This window comes from Kribbella sp. NPDC051718 (genome assembly GCF_040681515.1).
In the GTDB taxonomy this organism is placed as follows: Bacteria; Actinomycetota; Actinomycetes; order Propionibacteriales; family Kribbellaceae; genus Kribbella.
In genome coordinates, this window is the sequence record NZ_JBFAYZ010000006.1 from 555,894 (window position 1) to 573,278 (window position 17,385).

Annotated in this window: 17 protein-coding genes; 5 read left to right on the plus strand and 12 right to left on the minus strand. The window is 68.2% G+C overall.

The genetic code is table 11. From position 1 onward, the window contains the following. Nucleotides 1-30: 30 nt before the first annotated feature. The 10 genes from AB0M15_RS25215 to ald form a co-directional block, all read right to left on the minus strand. Nucleotides 31-801 (minus strand): pseudouridine synthase, encoded by a 771-nt coding sequence (locus tag AB0M15_RS25215; RefSeq protein ID WP_363823772.1) that lies wholly within the window; start codon nucleotides 799-801, stop codon nucleotides 31-33. Next, nucleotides 794-1,816, minus strand: coding sequence for an SMC-Scp complex subunit ScpB (gene scpB / locus AB0M15_RS25220; protein WP_363823847.1), 1,023 nt, complete (start codon nucleotides 1,814-1,816; stop codon nucleotides 794-796). The genes AB0M15_RS25215 and scpB overlap by 8 nt, the downstream gene beginning before the upstream one ends. Nucleotides 1,817-2,039: 223 nt before the next feature. Further along, nucleotides 2,040-2,123 carry a hypothetical protein gene (locus AB0M15_RS25225; protein ID WP_363823850.1) on the minus strand — a complete coding sequence of 28 codons (84 nt, stop codon included), beginning with the start codon at nucleotides 2,121-2,123 and terminating at the stop codon, nucleotides 2,040-2,042. Nucleotides 2,124-2,589: 466 nt separating this feature from the next. Next, nucleotides 2,590-3,642 carry a ScpA family protein gene (locus AB0M15_RS25230; RefSeq protein WP_363823774.1) on the minus strand — a complete coding sequence of 351 codons (1,053 nt, stop codon included), beginning with the start codon at nucleotides 3,640-3,642 and terminating at the stop codon, nucleotides 2,590-2,592. A 7-nt stretch (nucleotides 3,643-3,649) separates the two neighbouring features. Further along, nucleotides 3,650-4,039: a hypothetical protein gene (locus tag AB0M15_RS25235; RefSeq protein WP_164599735.1), complete on the minus strand. Its 390-nt coding sequence runs from the start codon at nucleotides 4,037-4,039 to the stop codon at nucleotides 3,650-3,652. Then, nucleotides 4,024-4,899, minus strand: a complete 876-nt coding sequence (locus AB0M15_RS25240; RefSeq protein WP_203590677.1) for a ParA family protein — start codon at nucleotides 4,897-4,899, stop codon at nucleotides 4,024-4,026. Before AB0M15_RS25240 ends, AB0M15_RS25235 begins: the two co-directional genes overlap by 16 nt. 399 nt (nucleotides 4,900-5,298) lie before the next feature. Next, a complete protein-coding gene (locus AB0M15_RS25245; RefSeq protein ID WP_363823775.1) occupies nucleotides 5,299-6,021 on the minus strand; it encodes an alpha/beta hydrolase in 723 nt (240 codons plus the stop codon). Then, complete coding sequence (locus tag AB0M15_RS25250) at nucleotides 5,993-7,267, minus strand: low temperature requirement protein A (RefSeq protein WP_363823776.1); 1,275 nt, start codon at nucleotides 7,265-7,267, stop codon at nucleotides 5,993-5,995. The genes AB0M15_RS25245 and AB0M15_RS25250 overlap by 29 nt, the downstream gene beginning before the upstream one ends. Nucleotides 7,268-7,275: 8 nt before the next feature. Beyond that, a complete protein-coding gene (xerD, locus tag AB0M15_RS25255; protein ID WP_363823852.1) occupies nucleotides 7,276-8,217 on the minus strand; it encodes a site-specific tyrosine recombinase XerD in 942 nt (313 codons plus the stop codon). Then, nucleotides 8,214-9,329, minus strand: coding sequence for an alanine dehydrogenase (gene ald, locus AB0M15_RS25260; protein WP_363823779.1), 1,116 nt, complete (start codon nucleotides 9,327-9,329; stop codon nucleotides 8,214-8,216). The genes xerD and ald overlap by 4 nt, the downstream gene beginning before the upstream one ends. Nucleotides 9,330-9,720: 391 nt before the next feature. On the opposite strand from ald, the gene AB0M15_RS25265 reads away from it, so the two are divergent. Then, the gene (locus tag AB0M15_RS25265) at nucleotides 9,721-10,551 is read left to right on the plus strand and encodes an LLM class F420-dependent oxidoreductase (protein WP_363823781.1); all 831 of its coding nucleotides are present in this window, start codon (nucleotides 9,721-9,723) and stop codon (nucleotides 10,549-10,551) included. Here AB0M15_RS25265 and AB0M15_RS25270 read toward each other — a convergent pair. Beyond that, nucleotides 10,548-10,985, minus strand: a complete 438-nt coding sequence (locus AB0M15_RS25270) for a cupin domain-containing protein (protein WP_363823782.1) — start codon at nucleotides 10,983-10,985, stop codon at nucleotides 10,548-10,550. The genes AB0M15_RS25265 and AB0M15_RS25270 overlap by 4 nt on opposite strands. 22 nt (nucleotides 10,986-11,007) lie before the next feature. Between AB0M15_RS25270 and AB0M15_RS25275 the strand changes: the two genes are divergently transcribed. From AB0M15_RS25275 to AB0M15_RS25290, 4 genes are all read left to right on the plus strand, one after another. Further along, complete coding sequence (locus AB0M15_RS25275) at nucleotides 11,008-11,616, plus strand: hypothetical protein (RefSeq protein WP_363823784.1); 609 nt, start codon at nucleotides 11,008-11,010, stop codon at nucleotides 11,614-11,616. Next, nucleotides 11,613-11,963 (plus strand): extradiol dioxygenase, encoded by a 351-nt coding sequence (locus AB0M15_RS25280; protein ID WP_363823785.1) that lies wholly within the window; start codon nucleotides 11,613-11,615, stop codon nucleotides 11,961-11,963. Before AB0M15_RS25275 ends, AB0M15_RS25280 begins: the two co-directional genes overlap by 4 nt. 135 nt (nucleotides 11,964-12,098) lie before the next feature. Next, nucleotides 12,099-15,491 carry a GH92 family glycosyl hydrolase gene (locus AB0M15_RS25285; protein WP_363823787.1) on the plus strand — a complete coding sequence of 1,131 codons (3,393 nt, stop codon included), beginning with the start codon at nucleotides 12,099-12,101 and terminating at the stop codon, nucleotides 15,489-15,491. A 28-nt stretch (nucleotides 15,492-15,519) separates the two neighbouring features. After that, entirely contained in the window at nucleotides 15,520-16,269 is a 750-nt protein-coding gene (locus AB0M15_RS25290) for a peptidylprolyl isomerase (protein WP_363823788.1), read from the plus strand. 48 nt (nucleotides 16,270-16,317) lie between these two features. On the opposite strand, the gene AB0M15_RS25295 is transcribed toward AB0M15_RS25290, so the two are convergent. Further along, nucleotides 16,318-17,334: a saccharopine dehydrogenase NADP-binding domain-containing protein gene (locus AB0M15_RS25295; RefSeq protein ID WP_363823790.1), complete on the minus strand. Its 1,017-nt coding sequence runs from the start codon at nucleotides 17,332-17,334 to the stop codon at nucleotides 16,318-16,320. Nucleotides 17,335-17,385: the final 51 nt, after the last annotated feature.

The window sequence follows — 17,385 nt, forward strand, 5'->3', positions numbered from 1 at the left end:
TCGTTGCCGGGGTGGTGCCGCAACGCTGGGTCAGAGGTCGACGAGGTCGAGGAGTTGGCCTAGTTCCTTGGCGTCCAGTTCGCGGAGTTCGCCGGTGTGCAGGTTGCCGCGGCGGACGGGGCCGATCGCGGTGCGGGTGAGGCGCTTGACCGGGTGGCCGACGGCATCGAACATACGGCGGACGATGCGGTTGCGGCCCTCGTGCAGGGTCATCTGGATCAGCGTGCGGCCCTTGATGCTGGTCATCTCGCGGACGGTGTCCGCCTGGGCGAATCCGTCCTCCAGGGTGAGGCCGTCGGTGAGGCGGCGGAGGACCTGCGGTTTGACGTTGCCCTCGACCTCGGCGACGTACGTCTTGGAGACCTCGTACGACGGGTGCGCGAGGCGATGCGCGAACTCACCGTGATTGGTGAGCAGCAGCAAGCCCTCGGTGTCGGTGTCGAGCCGGCCGATGTGGAAGAGCCGCTCCGGGCGGTCGTGCACGTAGTCGGCGACGCACGGGCGGCCTTGCGGGTCGGACATCGTGGTGACGACACCGCGTGGCTTGTTGAGTACCAGGTAGACGTGCGCGGTGATCGGCGGAATCCGTACGCCGTCCACGCGGATCACCGAGACGGCCGGGTCGACCCGGGTACCGAACTCGGTCACCACCTGGCCGTCCACCTCGACCCGCCGCTGCTCGATCAAGATCTCCGACCCACGCCGGCTCGCAATACCCGCCTGCGCCAGCGCCTTCTGCAACCGGATCCCCGACTCCCCACCCTCGGAGACGCCGTCACCCTGATCCTGCTCGTCAGTCATTCAGCCCACTCTTGCTCTCGCCACTACCACCCGAACCGGGCCCACCCACAGTCTCGACCCCACCACCAACCCCGCCGACACCAGCCCCCTCACCCTCGTCGTCCTGGCCACCACCGGCACCGTCGGCCAGCTCCGCCTCATCGGCAGCGTCGGTCACCTCGACAGCCTCTTCGCCCGACGCGATCTCACCAGCATCAACTTCGTCAGCCGGGTCGTCCGTTACACCCTCGATCGCCCTGACCCCGTCCGCCTCCTCAGCCTCGTCGACCAGCTCGGCCTCGGCGTCATCTTCATCGCCGACCTCAGCGTCATCGCCAACCAGCTCGGCGTCGGCGTCACCTTCATCGCCCACCTCAGAGTCATCGCCGGCCAGCTCGTCGTCGGGGGCGATGGGGAGGGTGGGTGGGGCGAGGTCGTTTTCGAGGGGGGTGTTGTCGTCTTCGGGGGTGTCCTCGGAGGTGGGGTCGGTGGGGGTGGCTGACTGGGCGGCCAGTTCCTCCTCCATGTCGTCCATCTCGGGGAGGTACGGGGCTAGTTCGGGGAGGTCGTCGAGGGACTGCATGCCCATGCGTTCGAGGAAGTACGAGGTGGTTCGGTAGAGCGTGGACTGGGATTCGGTGTCGGGGCCGGCTTCTTCGAGGAGGCCTCGGCTGATCAGGGTGCGCATGACGCCGTCGACGTTCACGCCGCGGATCGCGGAGACTCGTGCGCGGCTGACCGGTTGCTTGTACGCGACCACCGCGAGCGTCTCGAGCGCCGCCTGCGTGAGGCGCGCCTGCTGACCTTCCAGCACGTAGCCCTCGACGTACTGCGCGGTGTCCTCTCGCGTGTAGTACCGCCACCCGCCACCGACCTCACGCAGGTCGAACCCACGCCCCTGCTCGGTGTACTCCTCCGACAGCCCGGTCAACGCCGCCGATACATCCGCGACCTTCCGTCCGACAGTCTTCGCCATCGCCAGCACCGGCAACGGCTCGTCCGACACCATCAGAATCGCTTCCAGCGCCCGCCGCATGGTGACGTCGTCGATGGCGTCTTCCGCCACCACCACGTCATCCAGCACCTCATCCAGCAGCGCCCCCACATCCCCCTCAGCAGGCACCCCTTCACCAACACCATCACCCGCCAAGGCGGCCTCACCGGACGCCAGCTCGGCGGACGCCAGCTCGGCGGAGGCGGACTCATCAGAGGCCAACTCGGCGGAAGCGGAGTCGTCGGAAGCGGCCTCGGAGGCCAGCTCAACGGAAGCGGGCTCGGCGGAAGCGGAGTCGTCGGAAGCTTGCTCGTTGGAGGCGGACTCTTCTGAGGCGGACTCGTCGGATGCGAGCTCGGCGGAAGCGGGCTCGGTGCCGGGCTGGGCTGGCTCGTCCTCGGACGACTCTCCGTCAGCCGGCGTGCCCTCGGCGTCGGCCGGAGCAGCTCCCGCGGCAACGTCCTCGGACTGAGCGGCCTCCGGGGACGCGTCCTCGGCCGATGCGTCCTCAGCCGGCGACTCCTCGTCAGACGGCGGCTCGCCGGACACCGCCTCGTCGGACGACGCCTCGTCGGACGACGCCTCGTCGGACGACGCCTCGTCGGACGACGCCTCGTCGGACAGCGGCTCGTGGGAGAGCGGCTCGTGGGAGAGCGGGTCGTCGGACGGCGCTTGGTCGGTGGGCGGGGTCGGCTCGGCCGGGGTGAAGTCGGCTTCTGCGGAGTCGGTTGTTTCGGTGGTGGTGACGGAGTCCAGGGCGTCGGCTGTGGTGGCGTCGGCGGGGTTCTGGAGGTCGGTCGGGGGTTGGTTGTCGGTCACTGGTCCACCGTTTCGTGCTGCTCGGGCCCGGAATCGGGCTCGGTGTCTGAAGCAGGTACAGGGTCTTCGGGCGGCTCGGTGAGTTCTTCGCCGGGCTCGAGGAAGTCGGCTTCGTCGGGGACGATCGGTGCCTCGCCGTCCTCGTCCGCGGGCGCCGGTACCTCGTCGAACTCGTCGCCGACGGCGATTTCGCCTTCGTCGGTGCCGGTCCAGACGATTGTCAGTTCGCCGAGTGGTGTCTCCTGGTCGAAGGTGACCGCGGCCTCGCGGAACAGCTCCAGCAGCGCCAGGAACCGGCATACCGTCGTCACCGTGTCCGGTGAATCCGCCACCAGCGACCGGAAGGTTGTACTCCGCTCCCGTCGCAACCGATCGATGATCACCGCCGCCTGCTCGCGCACCGTCACCGCCGGCGCATGCAAGTGCGCCAGCGACACACCCTCCGGTACTACGGCCGCCTTCGGCGCCAACGCCCGCGCAGCCAACGCCGCCAACCCGGCGGGGTCAACCCCGAGCAGCACCTCAGGCAGCAGATCCGCGAACCGAGCCTCCATCTCAACGGCCCGGGGGAAGCGCTTGGCCTCCTCCGCCATCCGCAGCTGCATCAACGCCGCGATCTGCTTGAACGCCCGGTACTGCAACAACCGCGCGAACAGCAGATCCCGCGCCTCCAGCAGCGCCAGATCCTCCGCGTCCTCGACATCGCCTTGCGGCAGCAACCGGGCCGCCTTGAGATCCAGCAGCGTCGCGGCGATCAGCAGGAACTCCGACGCCTGGTCCAGATCCCACTCCGAGCCCAGCGCCTTGATATGGGCGATGAACTCGTCCGTGATCACCGACAACGCGATCTCGGTGATGTCGAGCTTGTGCTTGCTGATCAGCTGCAGCAGCAGGTCGAACGGACCCTCGAAGTTGACCAGATGCACATTGAAGCCCGTGCCGGCGGAGTCCACCGGCGATTCCGGATCCGGCACCCCCGGCAGGTCGATCGGTGACTCCGAGGATTCCACCGGCGGCGTGGAGGCCTCGGGAGCCACGGCGTCACTCATCGCCGGCTCACTCCGGAGCCGCGGCCCGAAGCCGCTGCACCAGCACGGAGTCGGGTCCGTGGTCGACGAAATCGGCCAGCAGCACGTCGATCGCCTCCCGGACGATCCGGCCGCGGTCGGCGGTCAAGCCGTGCTCGGCCCGCAACGCGAGCCGAGTCTGTTCAAGTCCGAGCAGCTCTTCTTCCGTCACGTACACGGTGATCTTCGTGTCGTGCCGGATCCGTCCACTGGACTTGCGGTCCTCGACCACGGCCGTGCGGCCGCGTCCGTTCGGACCGGGGCGGTCGTCGGCGAGCGACGATCCGTCAGTGGTGGTGCGCTTCTCGGGTCTGGTCTGCTTGGGTGCCGCGCCCCCGAAGAGCTCACTGGCACCTGGCAGGCTTACCCGGCGGGACAACGCGCGAGCACCTCCTTGGCAAGGTCGCGGTACTGGGTAGCCGCAGATGAGGACGGCGCGTACGTCGTGATCGGTTCGCCGACGACCGTGGTCTCGGGGAACTTGACGGTACGCCGGATGACGGTGTGGAAGACCCGCTCGTCGAAGGCCTGGACGACCCGGTCGAGCACCTCCCGGGCGTGCGTGGTGCGGCCGTCGAACATGGTGCCGAGGATGCCGACGATCTCCAGCTTCGGGTTCAGCCGGTCCTGCACCTTGCCGATCGTGTCGGTCAGCATGGCCAGTCCGCGGAGCGCGAAGAACTCGCACTCCAGTGGGACGACGATGCCGTTCGACGCGGTCAGCGCGTTCACGGTGAGCAGACCCAGCGACGGCGCGCAGTCGATCAGGATCACGTCGTACAGCGGGATGATCGGCTCCAGCACCCGCGACAGCGTGTACTCCCGGGCGACCTCCTGGACCAGCTGCACCTCGGCCGCGGACAGGTCGATGTTGGCCGGCAGCAGGTCGAGGTTCGGCACCTTGGTGGCCTGGATCACCTCGTCCGGGGTGATGTCGCGCTGCATCAGCAGGTTGTAGACCGAGATCTCCAGGTCGTGCGGCTGCACGCCGAGACCGATCGAGGCCGAGCCCTGCGGGTCGAAGTCGATCAGCAGCACCTTGCGCCCGGTCTCGGCGATCGCGGCGCCCAGGTTGATGGTCGTCGTGGTCTTGCCGACGCCACCCTTCTGGTTGCACATGGCGATCACCTGCGCGGGGCCGCGCCGGGTCGGCGGCAGGACGTCCGGCAGGTCGGGCAGCGGCCGTCCGGTCGGCCCGATCTTGCCCTTCGCGCCGTTCGCGTCATTCACAGGGTGCATGTCCTCCGCGGTGAGCTTGGCCGTCGGCCGGGGCATCTCCGCATAGTTACTGGGTGGGGTGACGGTCCGGGGCGGAACCGGGTTCTGCGCCGGGGTCACGACTGGTGGAGCAGCGGGCGTGGCGGGCGCCGGGTCAGGAGTCGACGACATCGGTTCCGTCGACGACGACAGGTGCTGGGTGCCCGGGAATGTCGACTCGTTCATGACTCGTCAAACCTTTCAACCGATACGGGCGATCCCAGCGACTGTAAGCGTGCATTCAAGCACTCTCAACCAGCCACTCCGCAGCGGGGTCGGCCGACCTTCCAGGCAGGGTCGATCACTCCGCCAGAGTGACCGACCGTGACGGAATGATCGCACACTGCTCTTGGTTCCTGCGCATCGGGGCCCCGGTGGGTTTCAGTGATCACCCAGCCAGTCGAGCACGACGGTGGTGAGCAGCCCGGGCGCGGCGAGATGAACGTCATGCCCGACGCCCTCCAGCTCCAGCAGCCGGCTCCGCGGGACGGCATCAGCCAGCTCCTGGACGGCGGCGACCGGACAGTGCGGATCATCCGAGCCGATGACCAGCAGTACTTCGCAGGTGATCGCACCGGCCCGGGACAGGCTGATGTCGCCACCGGCAGCGGCAATGGCCCGCAGTGCACCACCCCAGCCGGCCGCCATCGCCCGTGCCCGGTCGGGACCGTAGGCCTCAGCCAGGTACGCAGCTAGTGGCAGCAAACGCTCGGTCGGCTCGTCCAGCAACCGCATCAGCGGGCCAAATCCCTCGACCGGCTCCACGATCTGTCCGGCGGCTCCCCAGGCCACCACCGACAGTGCTCGATCGGGTGCGAGTGCGGCCATCAGTAGTGCCGTCTCCCCGCCGTCGCTGAAGCCGACCAGGTGTGCGGCTTCGACCCCGAGCTGATCGAGGAGTGCGAGGTAAGCCCGAGCGTCCTCGTCGTAGAAGTCGGCGGTGTACGTCCGCGGCTCCGAGCGGCCGCAACCGGGCAGGTCGGCGGCGATGACCCGGAATCCGTCTCCTAGCGCCTGCCGGAGAGGGTTGAGGTCGGTGATGCTGCCGCCCCAACCGGGGAGCAGTAGGACGGCGTCACCTTGGCCGTGGTCTTCGTAGTACACGGGTGAGTCTTTCGCTGTTGTAGGTCGAGAACCAGCCCAGGATGACCCAGGCCAGGATCGCGAGGCCCCAGCCGGTCAGGGGATGGCCGAAGACGGCGAGCGCAGCGGTGGCTAGCAGGCTGGGCGCTAGCCAGCCCAGGTACCAGCGAAGAGGCGCCTTGCCTGCGAGGCCGGCGAAGAGGCTGGTGAGGAAGTAGAGGGCCAGGCCGCCGAAGAGGTACCAGCGGTCCTTGTCGTGGACGTGGTGGGCCGCGTCCGGGATCAGCGCGCCGAAGCCGGTCGCTATGGCCACGATCGAGGCAGTGACGCCTAGGTGGGCCGGGAGGGACTGCCATGGCTCAAGTGGCGCAGTGGTCCGGGGTGCGGGGGTGAAGCCGTAGAGGGTGGTCAGCTGCCAGAGCGTGACCAGCACCAGGAAGGCGGCGAGGGAGGCAGCGATCACCGCGTAGGTCCAGGCCTCCTCGGTGTTGGAGGCGACCACCTGGGCCAGCGCCTCGCCGAGGACGATGATGACGAACAGCCCGAGTCGCTCGTCGAGATGACCGCGCTCCACCTGTGCCACAGAGATGTACGTCGTCGGCCGGGTCGGCACCTGGTCCGGGGCGACCCCGCGCTCGATCAGCCGGGCCAGCCTGCGCTCCTGCTGCCGGTCCTGCTGCTCCTGCCGCTTGCGGGCGCGCTCGGTCATCTCCTCGACCGCACGCGGGTTCCTGGCGCCGAGCATCGAGAAGGCGATGTCCACGGCGATCGCGAACCCCCACAGCCAGTACGCGACCGTGTGCGGCACGAAGAGCGAGACCACCCAGGGCGTGGCCATCAGGCTCTGGGTGGCCGGCCAGAACGCGACCACCTGCCCGTCACGAGCCGCAGACCTGGATGCGATCGCCCGGCAGACGATGAAGGCGACCACGAAGGCAGCGGTACGGCCTTTCAGCTCCTCGTGCTCACCAGGCAGCAGTTCCGGCCATACCCCAGGCACAGTCGCCGCCATGACGGCGATGCCGAGCATGGTTCGCAGTACTGCGCGCCGGCGAGTCCGCTCCCCCGCCACGTTCGCGTAGATGCTGGTGGTCGTCCAGACGCTCCAGATCGCGTAGTACATCGCAGCGCAGGCAGCCACCTGGCCGATGCTGTCCGCGCCGTGCAGCCGGTGCGAGATCTGCGCAGCGGCCGCCACCACCGTCAGGTCGAAGAACAGCTCCAGCCAGCTCGCATGCCGCTCTTCCGGCGTCTTCTGATCTGCCACGCGCCCAGTTAAGAGGAAGACAGGGCCCTCGGGTGGGAGGTTGCGTAGACCTCGCGGAGTTTGTCGACCGTGACCAGGGTGTAGACCTGCGTGGTGGTGACGGATGCGTGCCCGAGCAGCTCCTGCACCACCCGTACGTCGGCGCCGCCGTCCAGTAGATGCGTAGCGAACGAGTGGCGCAACGTGTGCGGCGAGATGTCCTTGGCGATCCCGGCCCGCTCCGCTGCGCGACGTAGTACGGTCCAGGCGCTCTGCCGGGACAGGCGACCGCCGCGGGCGTTGAGGAAGAGCGCATGCGACCCACGCCCCCGCTGCACGAGGTCAGGCCGGCCACGGACCTGGTACGCCGAAATCGCATCGCGCGCATAACGCCCGACCGGTACGACCCGCTCCTTGCTGCCCTTGCCCCGCAGCAGCACAGTCCCGGTCTCGAGATCGACCTCATCCACATCGAGCCCGACTGCCTCCGAGATGCGCGCACCGGTCCCGTACAGAAACTCCAGCAGCGCAGCGTCCCGCGTAGTCAGTACTGCAGGCTCCGCCTCCGCCCCGGCCGCGGCAGCGAGGATGCGGGTCACCTCATCCACCGACAGTGCCTTGGGCAACCGTTGCGGAGGAGCAGGTGGCTTCACTGCGGCCGCCGGGTCGACAGCGGTCAGCCCCTCGCGCAGCAGGAACTTGTGGAAGCCACGGACGGCCACGACGGTCCGCCCGGCGCTAGAGGCGGTCAGCGGCGGGTTGTCGGCGTCCCCTTCGCGCAGGCGCATCAGGAACTCGCTGATGACCGCCTCGGAGATCCGGCCGAGGCTGTCGATCTCCACGCCCGCCAGGTAGGCGTCGTACCGGCGCAGGTCGCGGCGGTACGACGCCAGGGTGTTGGCGGCCAGCCCGCGCTCGACCGTCAGGTGGTCGAGGTAGGAGCTGACCGCACGGGTGATCTCCCGGCTCAGACGAGCACCTCGTCGAGCTTCAGCTGCGGCAGGTCGTGCGCGTCGGCGACCGGGCCGTAGGTGACCTGGCCGTCGTGCGTGTTGAGGCCGAGCGCGAGGCTGTGGTCGGCCTTGAGAGCTTCCCTCCAACCGAGGTTCGCCAGGTCCACGGCGTACGGCAGCGTCACGTTGGTGAGCGCGTACGTCGAGGTGTTCGGCACCGCGCCCGGCATGTTCGCCACGCAGTAGAACAGCGAGTTGTGCACCTTGTAGACCGGGTCGGCGTGCGTGGTCGGGTGCGAGTCCTCGAAGCAGCCGCCCTGGTCGATCGCGATGTCGACGAGCACACTGCCCGGCTTCATCCGCGACACCAGTTCGTTGCTGACCAGCTTCGGCGCCTTCGCGCCGGTGACCAGTACGGCGCCGATCACCAGGTCGGCCTGGAGGACCGCCTTCTCGATCTCGAACGCGTTCGACGCGACCGTGCGCAGGTGGCCCTGGTAGGTCGTGTCCGCGTCCCGCAGCCGCTGGATGTTCCGGTCGAACAGCTGCACCTCGGCCTGCATGCCGAGCGCGATCGCCGCCGCATTCATGCCCGCGACACCGGCGCCGATGATGACGACCCGGGCCGCGTGCACGCCGGAGACACCACCCATCAGTACGCCGCGGCCGCCGCCGTTGGCCATCAGGTGGTACGAGCCGGCCTGCGGCGCCAGACGGCCCGCAACCTCGCTCATCGGGGCCAGCAGCGGCAGTGAGCCGTCGGGGAGCTGGACCGTCTCGTAGGCGATCGCTGTGGTCCCGGAGTCGATCAGCGCGGTGGTGGTCTCGCGGCTGGCGGCCAGGTGCAGGTAGGTGAACAGCACCTGCTCCTTGCGCATCCGGTGGTACTCCTCGGCGACCGGCTCCTTGACCTTCAGTACCAGCTCCGCGTCGGCCCAGACGTCGTCCGCGGTGGGGACGATCCGGGCGCCCGCCGCGACGAACTCCTCATCGGGAAGCAGCGAACCGGCGCCTGCCCCCTGCTCGATCAGAACCTCGTGCCCGTTGCGCACGAACTCGTGCACGCCGGCCGGGGTGATCGCCACCCGGTACTCGTGGTTCTTGACTTCCTTCGGTACTCCGACCTTCACAACTTGCCCTTCTTCCGTATCCAGGTGACGACTCAGGGATTACGTCCGAGTCGCCGGCGGCCCACCTCGCTGTGGTCCGCGGCCCGGGCGTTTCGAGGGGTTGGGAACGCCAGGTCGCTGCCGAGTGTAAGCCCGCCGGGTTCATACCACTCGACCGGTTGGTCTTAGTGAAGGACGACGCGCGGCAGTCCCGCGTGGCAGTCCGGTTAAATCTTTACCGTGCTCTTTCGAACCCCCGGCTTTCTTAACCCGTTCAGCTACTTTCCGGTACCCGAACGGGAAACCCGTACGCTTGGATCTGCCATCGTTGCCAGGTGAGGAGATCCAGGCTGGGATGATGGCCCGCCCGCTGTCGCCTGTGTTTGAGACGTACTGACGAGAGGAGCACGACGTGGCGGTCGATCTGGGACGGTTCGGGGTCTGGCACCAAGCGCACAAGTGGGGACCTGAGCTCGCCGCTGGGGTCGAGCAGGCGGGTTACGGCACGCTCTGGCTCGGTGGCTCCCCGACGGAGGACCTGCGGGACGCCGAGGTGCTACTCGCCTCCACCACCAATGCGGTGGTCGGCACCAGCATCGTGAACATGTGGAAGGCGGACCCGGCCGTGCTGGCGGAGTCCTACCACCGGCTCGAGAGCGAGCACCCCGGCCGGTTCGTGCTGGGTGTGGGTATCGGGCACCGAGAGCACACAGGCGAGTACAAGACGCCGTACGAGACCATCGTCGACTACCTGGACGCGCTGGACGACGGCAAGGTCCCGGTGGACCGCCGGGTGCTTGCCGCACTCGGCCCGCGGGTGCTGAAGGTCGCGGCCGAGCGCACTGCCGGTGCAGTCCCGTACCTGACCACCCCCGAGCACACCCGGCAGGCTCGGGAGACGCTCGGCGCCGGCGTACTGCTAGCGCCGGAGCAGAAGGTGGTGCTCGAGACCGACGACGACCTCGCCCGGGCGGTCGGCCGCGACTACCTGGCGACGTACCTGAAGCTGAGCAACTACACGAGCAATCTGAAGCGGCTCGGCTTCAGCGACCACGACCTGGCCGACGGCGGCAGCGACGACCTGGTCGACGCACTGGTGCTGCACGGGACCGCAGTGGAGATCGCCGAGGGCCTCAAGGCACACCTGGACGCCGGTGCCGACCAGGTCGTCATCCAGCAGCTCGGCAAGGAAGGCCCCGACCTGCTGCCCGGCTACGAGGCCCTGGCGACCGTACTGATCTAACGCAGGGTGAAGTCGGCGAAGTCGAAGCCGGGCGAGACGATGCAGGAGACCAGTACGGGCTGATCTCCTGCCGGCCGCGCAGCTTGCCAAGCACCCGCCGGTACTACGGCCTGCGGGTGCTGGCCGGCTTTCACATCCGGGCCGAGCGTGATCGGGTCTGGCTCCCCCGGGTCGTCACCGGTGCCGCCGAGCTCCAGCGTCAACGGCCCGCCGCTGTGCCAGAGCCAGATCTCGGCCGACCGCACCCGGTGCCAGCGCGACTCCTCCCCCGGCGCCAGCAGGAAGTAGATGGCCGTGGCGCTGGCCCGCTCACCGTCGTACCCGTCGGGCTGGAAGGACACCTCCGACCGCCACGTCTCCCGGAACCACCCACCCTCCGGATGCCGCTCCAACCCCAGTACTTCAACCAACTCAGGTTGCTCATCGATTGACATGCTCCGACCGTAGCCTTCGGGCATGAACGAGTACCCGAGCGATTACCACCGCAGACTCCCGTACGGCGAACGCATGGCGGCCGATTCCCTGCTGGGCGGCCCGTTCTTCCCCTTCGAAGGCGACCTCCAGGTAGTCCCACTCGCCGAGCCAACCCTCCCCGAGCCGCCACGTGCGGGCGAGCCCGGCGGCACCCCCTGCCCAACCTGCGTCGATCCGGAGAAGGATGCGATCTGGGCCGACCAGCAGTGGGTGTTGAAGGCCTTCCAGCCCACCGGGCTGCCGATGGTTGCCCTGATGGTGCCCCGGGAGCACTTCCGGCTGGACAACCTGCCGGACGAGCTGACCGCGACCCTCGGCCCGATGATCCAGCGGACTGCGGGTGCCATCCGCCGGATCCCGGGAGTCGGCCGTACGCACTTCAACCGCTGGGGCGACGGCAGCGAGCACTTCCACGTCTGGTTCCTGGCCAGACCGCTCGGCATGATGCAACTACGCGGCGCGATGATCGCCGCCTGGGACGACCTGCTCCCGACGATCCCGGCAGCCGAGTTCCAAGCCAACGCGCGCACCGTCGCAGCCGCCCTCAGCGAACGATCCGGCGAACCACTCGGGAAAGGCCTCGGCGCATGATCAACGGAGCGCACGTCATCATCTACAGCCAGGACGCGGAGGCTGACCGCAACTTCCTGCGCGACGTGCTCGGCTACCCGCATGTCGACGCCGGGCACGGCTGGCTGATCTTCAAGCTGCCGCCGGCCGAGGTCGCCGTCCACCCCGCCGACGGCGCCGAGTCGCACGAGCTGTTTTTGATGTGCGACAACCTCGCCGAGACCATCACGGCACTGCAGGAGCGCGGGGTCGAGTTTCCGGAGCCGCCGCAGGAACAGCGCTGGGGCATCTTGACCACGATCCGGCTGCCCGGCGGCGGCAACCTCGGCCTGTACCAGCCCCACCACGAACCCGCCTACGACCTCTGATCGGCAGGTAGCGCTCCGGGGTCGGGGTGTTGCGGATAGTGGGCTGATCCCTTGACGGTGGTCGGTCGCTCGGGTATTTCTTGCTGACAACGATGTCACGCCGCCCGTGAATCGACGTCGAAGGTGGGGAACCCCTTGAAGAAGTCCGCCCTGCGCCGCCGCGCGTCCGTAGTACTGGCTGGGTCTTTGATCGCAGCCGTCTCGCTGACAACCTCAGCACTCGCCGGGCCCAGTCCGGCACCACCAGGTCCAGGCCGGAAGGCCCAGCCGACCACAGCCACCCCTGACACCACTCCACCCGGCCTGCGCGCGCCCCAAGCGATCGGGACGTCCCGGATCACCACTAGCTCGGTGGACCCGACGGACCACGTCGATCCGCTCATCGGTACGACCAACGCGGGCAACGTCTTCCCCGGCGCAGTGACGCCGCAGGGGATGTTCTCCTTCAGCCCGGAGACGACCAGGGGCAACGCGTACCGCACAGCAGCACCCGGTGGTTACATGTACTCCGCCACGAAGATCCGCGGCTTCAGCCTGACCCACATGTCGGGCACTGGGTGCGCCGGCGGCTCCGGCGACATCCCGATCTTCCCGTACGCCGGTGGGGTCACCACCTCACCCCAGGCGGACGCGACGGACGCCACCTACGCCAGCACCTTCTCCCACGCCAACGAAGTCGCCAAGCCCGGCTACTACAAGGTGGGACTCGACTCAGGCGTCACCACTGAGCTAGCGGCGACTCCGCGCACCGGCTCGGCCAAGTTCACCTTCCCGGCCGACAAGGCCTCCTCGCTGCTCTTCCGGACCTCCAACTCCGAGGTGGGCAGCAGCGACGCCCAGATCTCGATCGACCCGGCCACCCGGACCATCACCGGCTCGGTGACCGCCGGCAACTTCTGCGGCTACCTGGCGTCGGTCGGACGGCACAGCTACTACACGCTGCATTTCGTCGCCCAGTTCGACCAGCCCTTCGCCAAGACCGGCACCTGGAAGGACACCACGGTCAGCCCGGGCAGCACGAGCGCCCAGGGCGGTACGACGTACGGGCCGGACGGCTGGATGCCCGCCAACAAGGGCTCCGGCGGGTATGTCGGCTTCGACGCCAAGACGGTCAACATGCGCATCGGCATCTCCTACGTGAGCCAGGCGAACGCGCAGGCCAACCTGACGGCGGAGAACCCGACCGGCACATCCCTGGAGACCACAGCGACTCAGGCGAAGCAGGCCTGGCGCGACCAGCTCAACAAGATCCAGGTCGACGGCGGAACACCAGCAGCGCGCACCACCTTCTACACCGCGCTCTACCACGCACTGCTGCACCCGAACTTGTTCAGCGACGTCAACGGCGAGTACTGGGGCTTCGACCAGCAGAAGCACCGGGTCAAGGGAGTACAGAAAGCGCAGTACGCGACCTTCTCCGGCTGGGACGTCTACCGGTCGCAGGTCCAACTACTGACGCTCATCGAGCCGCGCAAGGCCGGGGACATCGCCCAGTCGCTGCTCAACCAGGCCGACCAGAACGGCGGCATCTGGGACCGCTGGACGCACGCCTCCGGCAGTACTGCGGTAATGACCGGTGACCCGGCCGCCCCAGCAGTGGCAGGCATCTACGCGTTCGGTGGTACCAACTTCGACGCCCGCGACGCGCTGAAGTCACTGGTGAAGGCTGCGACGGTACCGACCGCCAAGGACCTCAGCTCCGCGGGTAAGCCGGTGATGTCGATCGGCCAGCGCCCGTCGCTCGACAAGTATCTGGCTCTCCACTACATCCCCACCAAGTCGAACGCGTGGGGTGGAGCCGTCGAGACGCTCGAGGACACCACTGCGGACTTCGCGATCGCGCAGCTGGCGTTGAAGACCAACGACAGCAAGACGTACGACCAGTTCCTCAAGCGGTCGCAGTACTGGCAGAACGTGTTCAACCCCGAGAACGGCGGCTACATCCAGAACCGCGACGAGAACGGCGCCTGGCCGGGCTTCGAGCCGGCGACAGGTGACGGGTTCGCCGAGGGCAGCAGCGCGCAGTACACCTGGATGATTCCGCACAACCGCGCCGGACTGTTCGACGCCATGGGCGGGCAGGCGAAGGCCAGCCAGCGCCTGGACGCGTTCTTCAAGGATCCGAACGGCAACTGGGCTCTGACCCACTCGGGCGACCTGCACGCCGAGATGGACAACGAGCCGTCGATCAACACGCCATGGATCTACAACTACACAGGACAGCCGTACAAGACGCAGGAGACGCTGCGGCAGGCGATGACGCAGCTGTGGAACACCACCACCGGCGGCATCCCCGGCAACGACGACCTCGGCGCCATGTCGTCCTGGTACGTATGGACCGCACTCGGCCTCTACCCCGACGTACCGAGCCGCGCGGACCTGCAGGTGGGCGCACCGACGTTCACGCACGCGATCATCCACCGCGACCACGGCAAGTCGATCGAGATCACCGCACCCGAGGCGCCGGCGCAGTACGTCCAGAGCCTGAGCGTGAACGGCCAGAACTCGAGCAAGGCGTGGCTGGACGAGGACTTCGTCAAGCACGGCGGCACGCTCGACTTCCACCTCGGTACTACGCCCAATACCGCCTGGGGTAGCGCCGCCAAGGACGCGCCGCGCTCGTGGCGTACCGGGGAGATCCCGTTCCAGACCTCTACCGACACCAGCCGCGTAGTGGTCGCCCCTGGATCCACCAGCGGCCCAGTAGCGATCACCGCTCACCGGCTCAACGGCAACGCGACCAGCGTCAAGTACACCGTGACAACGCCGGCCGGACTCACCGCGTCACCTGCGAGTGGCACATTCACGGTGGACCCAGCCAGTGGCGTAGGCAGTGCACCAGTGACCATCTCGGCAGCCCCTGGTACTCCGGACGGCCGCTACTCGGTCACTGTGGCCCTTCAAGCAACAGACGGCACCGCCCTGCCCCGGCTGGGCTTCACCGTCGTTGTCGGCGAGCCGAACTCCTTCTCCGTACTCCGGGAAGGTGTAGCGGCCTCTGACGACGCAGGCGACCACAACGAGGCCGACTACGACGGTGGTGGCGTCAGCTACTCCCGTCAGGCTCTCGCCGCGGCGGGACTCGTCCCGGGCGCCACTGTCACCAAGCAGGGCCTGACGTTCGTCTGGCCCGCAGTACCGGCTGGTGATCCCGACAACGTGCCTGCGGACGGGCAACTGCTCAACCTGAGTGTTCCGGCGGGCGCCACCAAGCTGTCCTTCGTCGGCAGCGCGGTGAACGGCAACCAGCAGACGACCGCCACGCTCACGTACTCCGACGGCAGCACCGCACCGATCGACCTGTCGTTCAGCGACTGGACCCTCGGTGGGGGCGGCGACACGATCCACTACGGCAACCTGATCGTCGCGACCACGCCGTACCGCAACGAGGCAGGCGGCGGCAAGGACAACGTCACCACGCACATCTTCGCCACCGCGCCGTTCACCTTCCCGGCAGGCAAGACACCGGTTAGCGTGACGCTGCCGAAGAACCGCGACCTGCGGATCTTCACGCTGGCCACCGGCTGATCCCGAACGCCCTGAAGGAGAACGATCGATGAGAGCCACCAGAGTCATCGCCGGCGCGGCGCTGACCATCGTGGGCCTGCTGGCCCCGACCACCACCGCGCTGGCCCAGCCCGCGGCCTCTGCTGCCCCGGCTGCACCTGCGGCCGTCACCACGTCGACCACCGGCCCCTGCGGCTACACGGCGACCCCTGACGACCCGTCGCCGCGACCGGTGTCGCTGCCGCCGGACCCCACGCCCACTCCGAACAAGGGCATCGTCAAGGTGCTGCTGGCCACCAACCAGGGCCCGATGCTGCTGTCACTGGACCGGGCCAAGGCGCCCTGTACGGTGCAGAGCTTCCTGCACCTGGCCAAGAGCCGCTTCTACGACTTCACCACCTGCCACCGGCTGACCCTGTACGACACCCTCAAGGTGCTCCAGTGCGGCGACCCGACCGGTACCGGTGAGCGCGGCCCCGGCTACTCGTACAAGGACGAACTTCCGACCGACCTGCCGCCCTGGCCGGGCGACACCACCGGCACGCGCAAGGTGTATGCCCGGGGCACCCTGGCGATGGCCAACGCCGGCCCGAACACCAACGGCAGCCAGTTCTTCCTGGTGTTCGCCGACTCGCGCCTCCGCCCCGACTACACCGTCTTCGGCTCGGTAGACCGCCTCGGTCTCAAGGCCCTCGACCGGGTAGCCGCCGCCGGCGTCAAGCCCACCCCCGAAGACCCGGCCCCTGTAGACGGAGCACCGAACCGCAAGACCGACATCCTGCGGGCCCTTCGCTTCTGACAGCAACTACTGAACGCGGCCGCCGGGACACTTCCCGGCGGCCGCGTTCTATTTCACGGACAGCACAGGGGCGAGCGCCTGGAGGAAGTCCTCGGCGTCGAAGATCGCGCCAGCCGAGGCGACGCCGGTGGTCCGGGTCTGGTTGGTGAGGATGCGGTGGACCGCTTCTACGGCCAGTGGGGCGGTGATGGCGTAGATGTCTTGGCCGTGGGCGGTCAGGCGACGTTCTGCGTCGCCTGCCCGGACTCGCACGTCTACTGCGAAGGTCTGGTCGGAGCGGCCCTGGGCGTCGGCTGCGACGGGCTCTGGGGTGTTCTCGTTGCCCAGGTCTGTGGCGGCTTCTACCGACATGTAGGTGCGGACCTCTGGGATCGGGAGGTGACTGGGGACTGTCACTACGTCGGCCATGGTGAACTCGGCGATCACCTGGCGGAGGCCCAGCGGCTCTGGGAAGTTCCAGGCCTCCTGGACCGGCTGGTCGTCGTGGTACTGCAGCTGGCCGTTGCTGAAGCGCACCCGGCGGCCTGCTCGACGGTCGTGGGAGATGGAGCCTGCAGCGCGGGTACCGGGGGTTGGGTGCCAGCTAGTGAGGCCGTAGGCGATGTGGGCCTCGTCGGCTGCGGTCCAGTCGCCCATGGCCGCCGAGACCAGTAGGTCGCCCAAGCCTCCGTAGAAGGCCATCGCCGGTACCACCGCCACACCCGCCTCGCGAGCTGCCTCTGCGTAGTTGGCGAACATGTCCGCGTTCGCCTCGATCTCGGCCGCGACATCAACGTACGGAATGCCTGCACGCAAAGCGGCTTCGACCACCGGACCGGCTGTCACGGCGAAGGGTCCGGCGGCATTGATGACTGCCGCGGCGCCGTCCAGCGCGCGATCCAGCGACGCCGGATCGTCCGCCGTCGCCGGGCGGACCGCCAGGTCGTCGTACTCCTTCGCCAGTACTTCGAGCCGCCCCGCGTCACGTCCGGAGAGGATCGGGACGAAGCCGCGCTCGACCAGCTCCGCGACGATGAAGCGGCCGGTGTGCCCGGTCGCGCCGTAGACCACCACTGTGTTCTGCATGCCTCCACTCTGGCCGAGATCGCCCCTGAACCGTGAGAGTCCGAAACGACA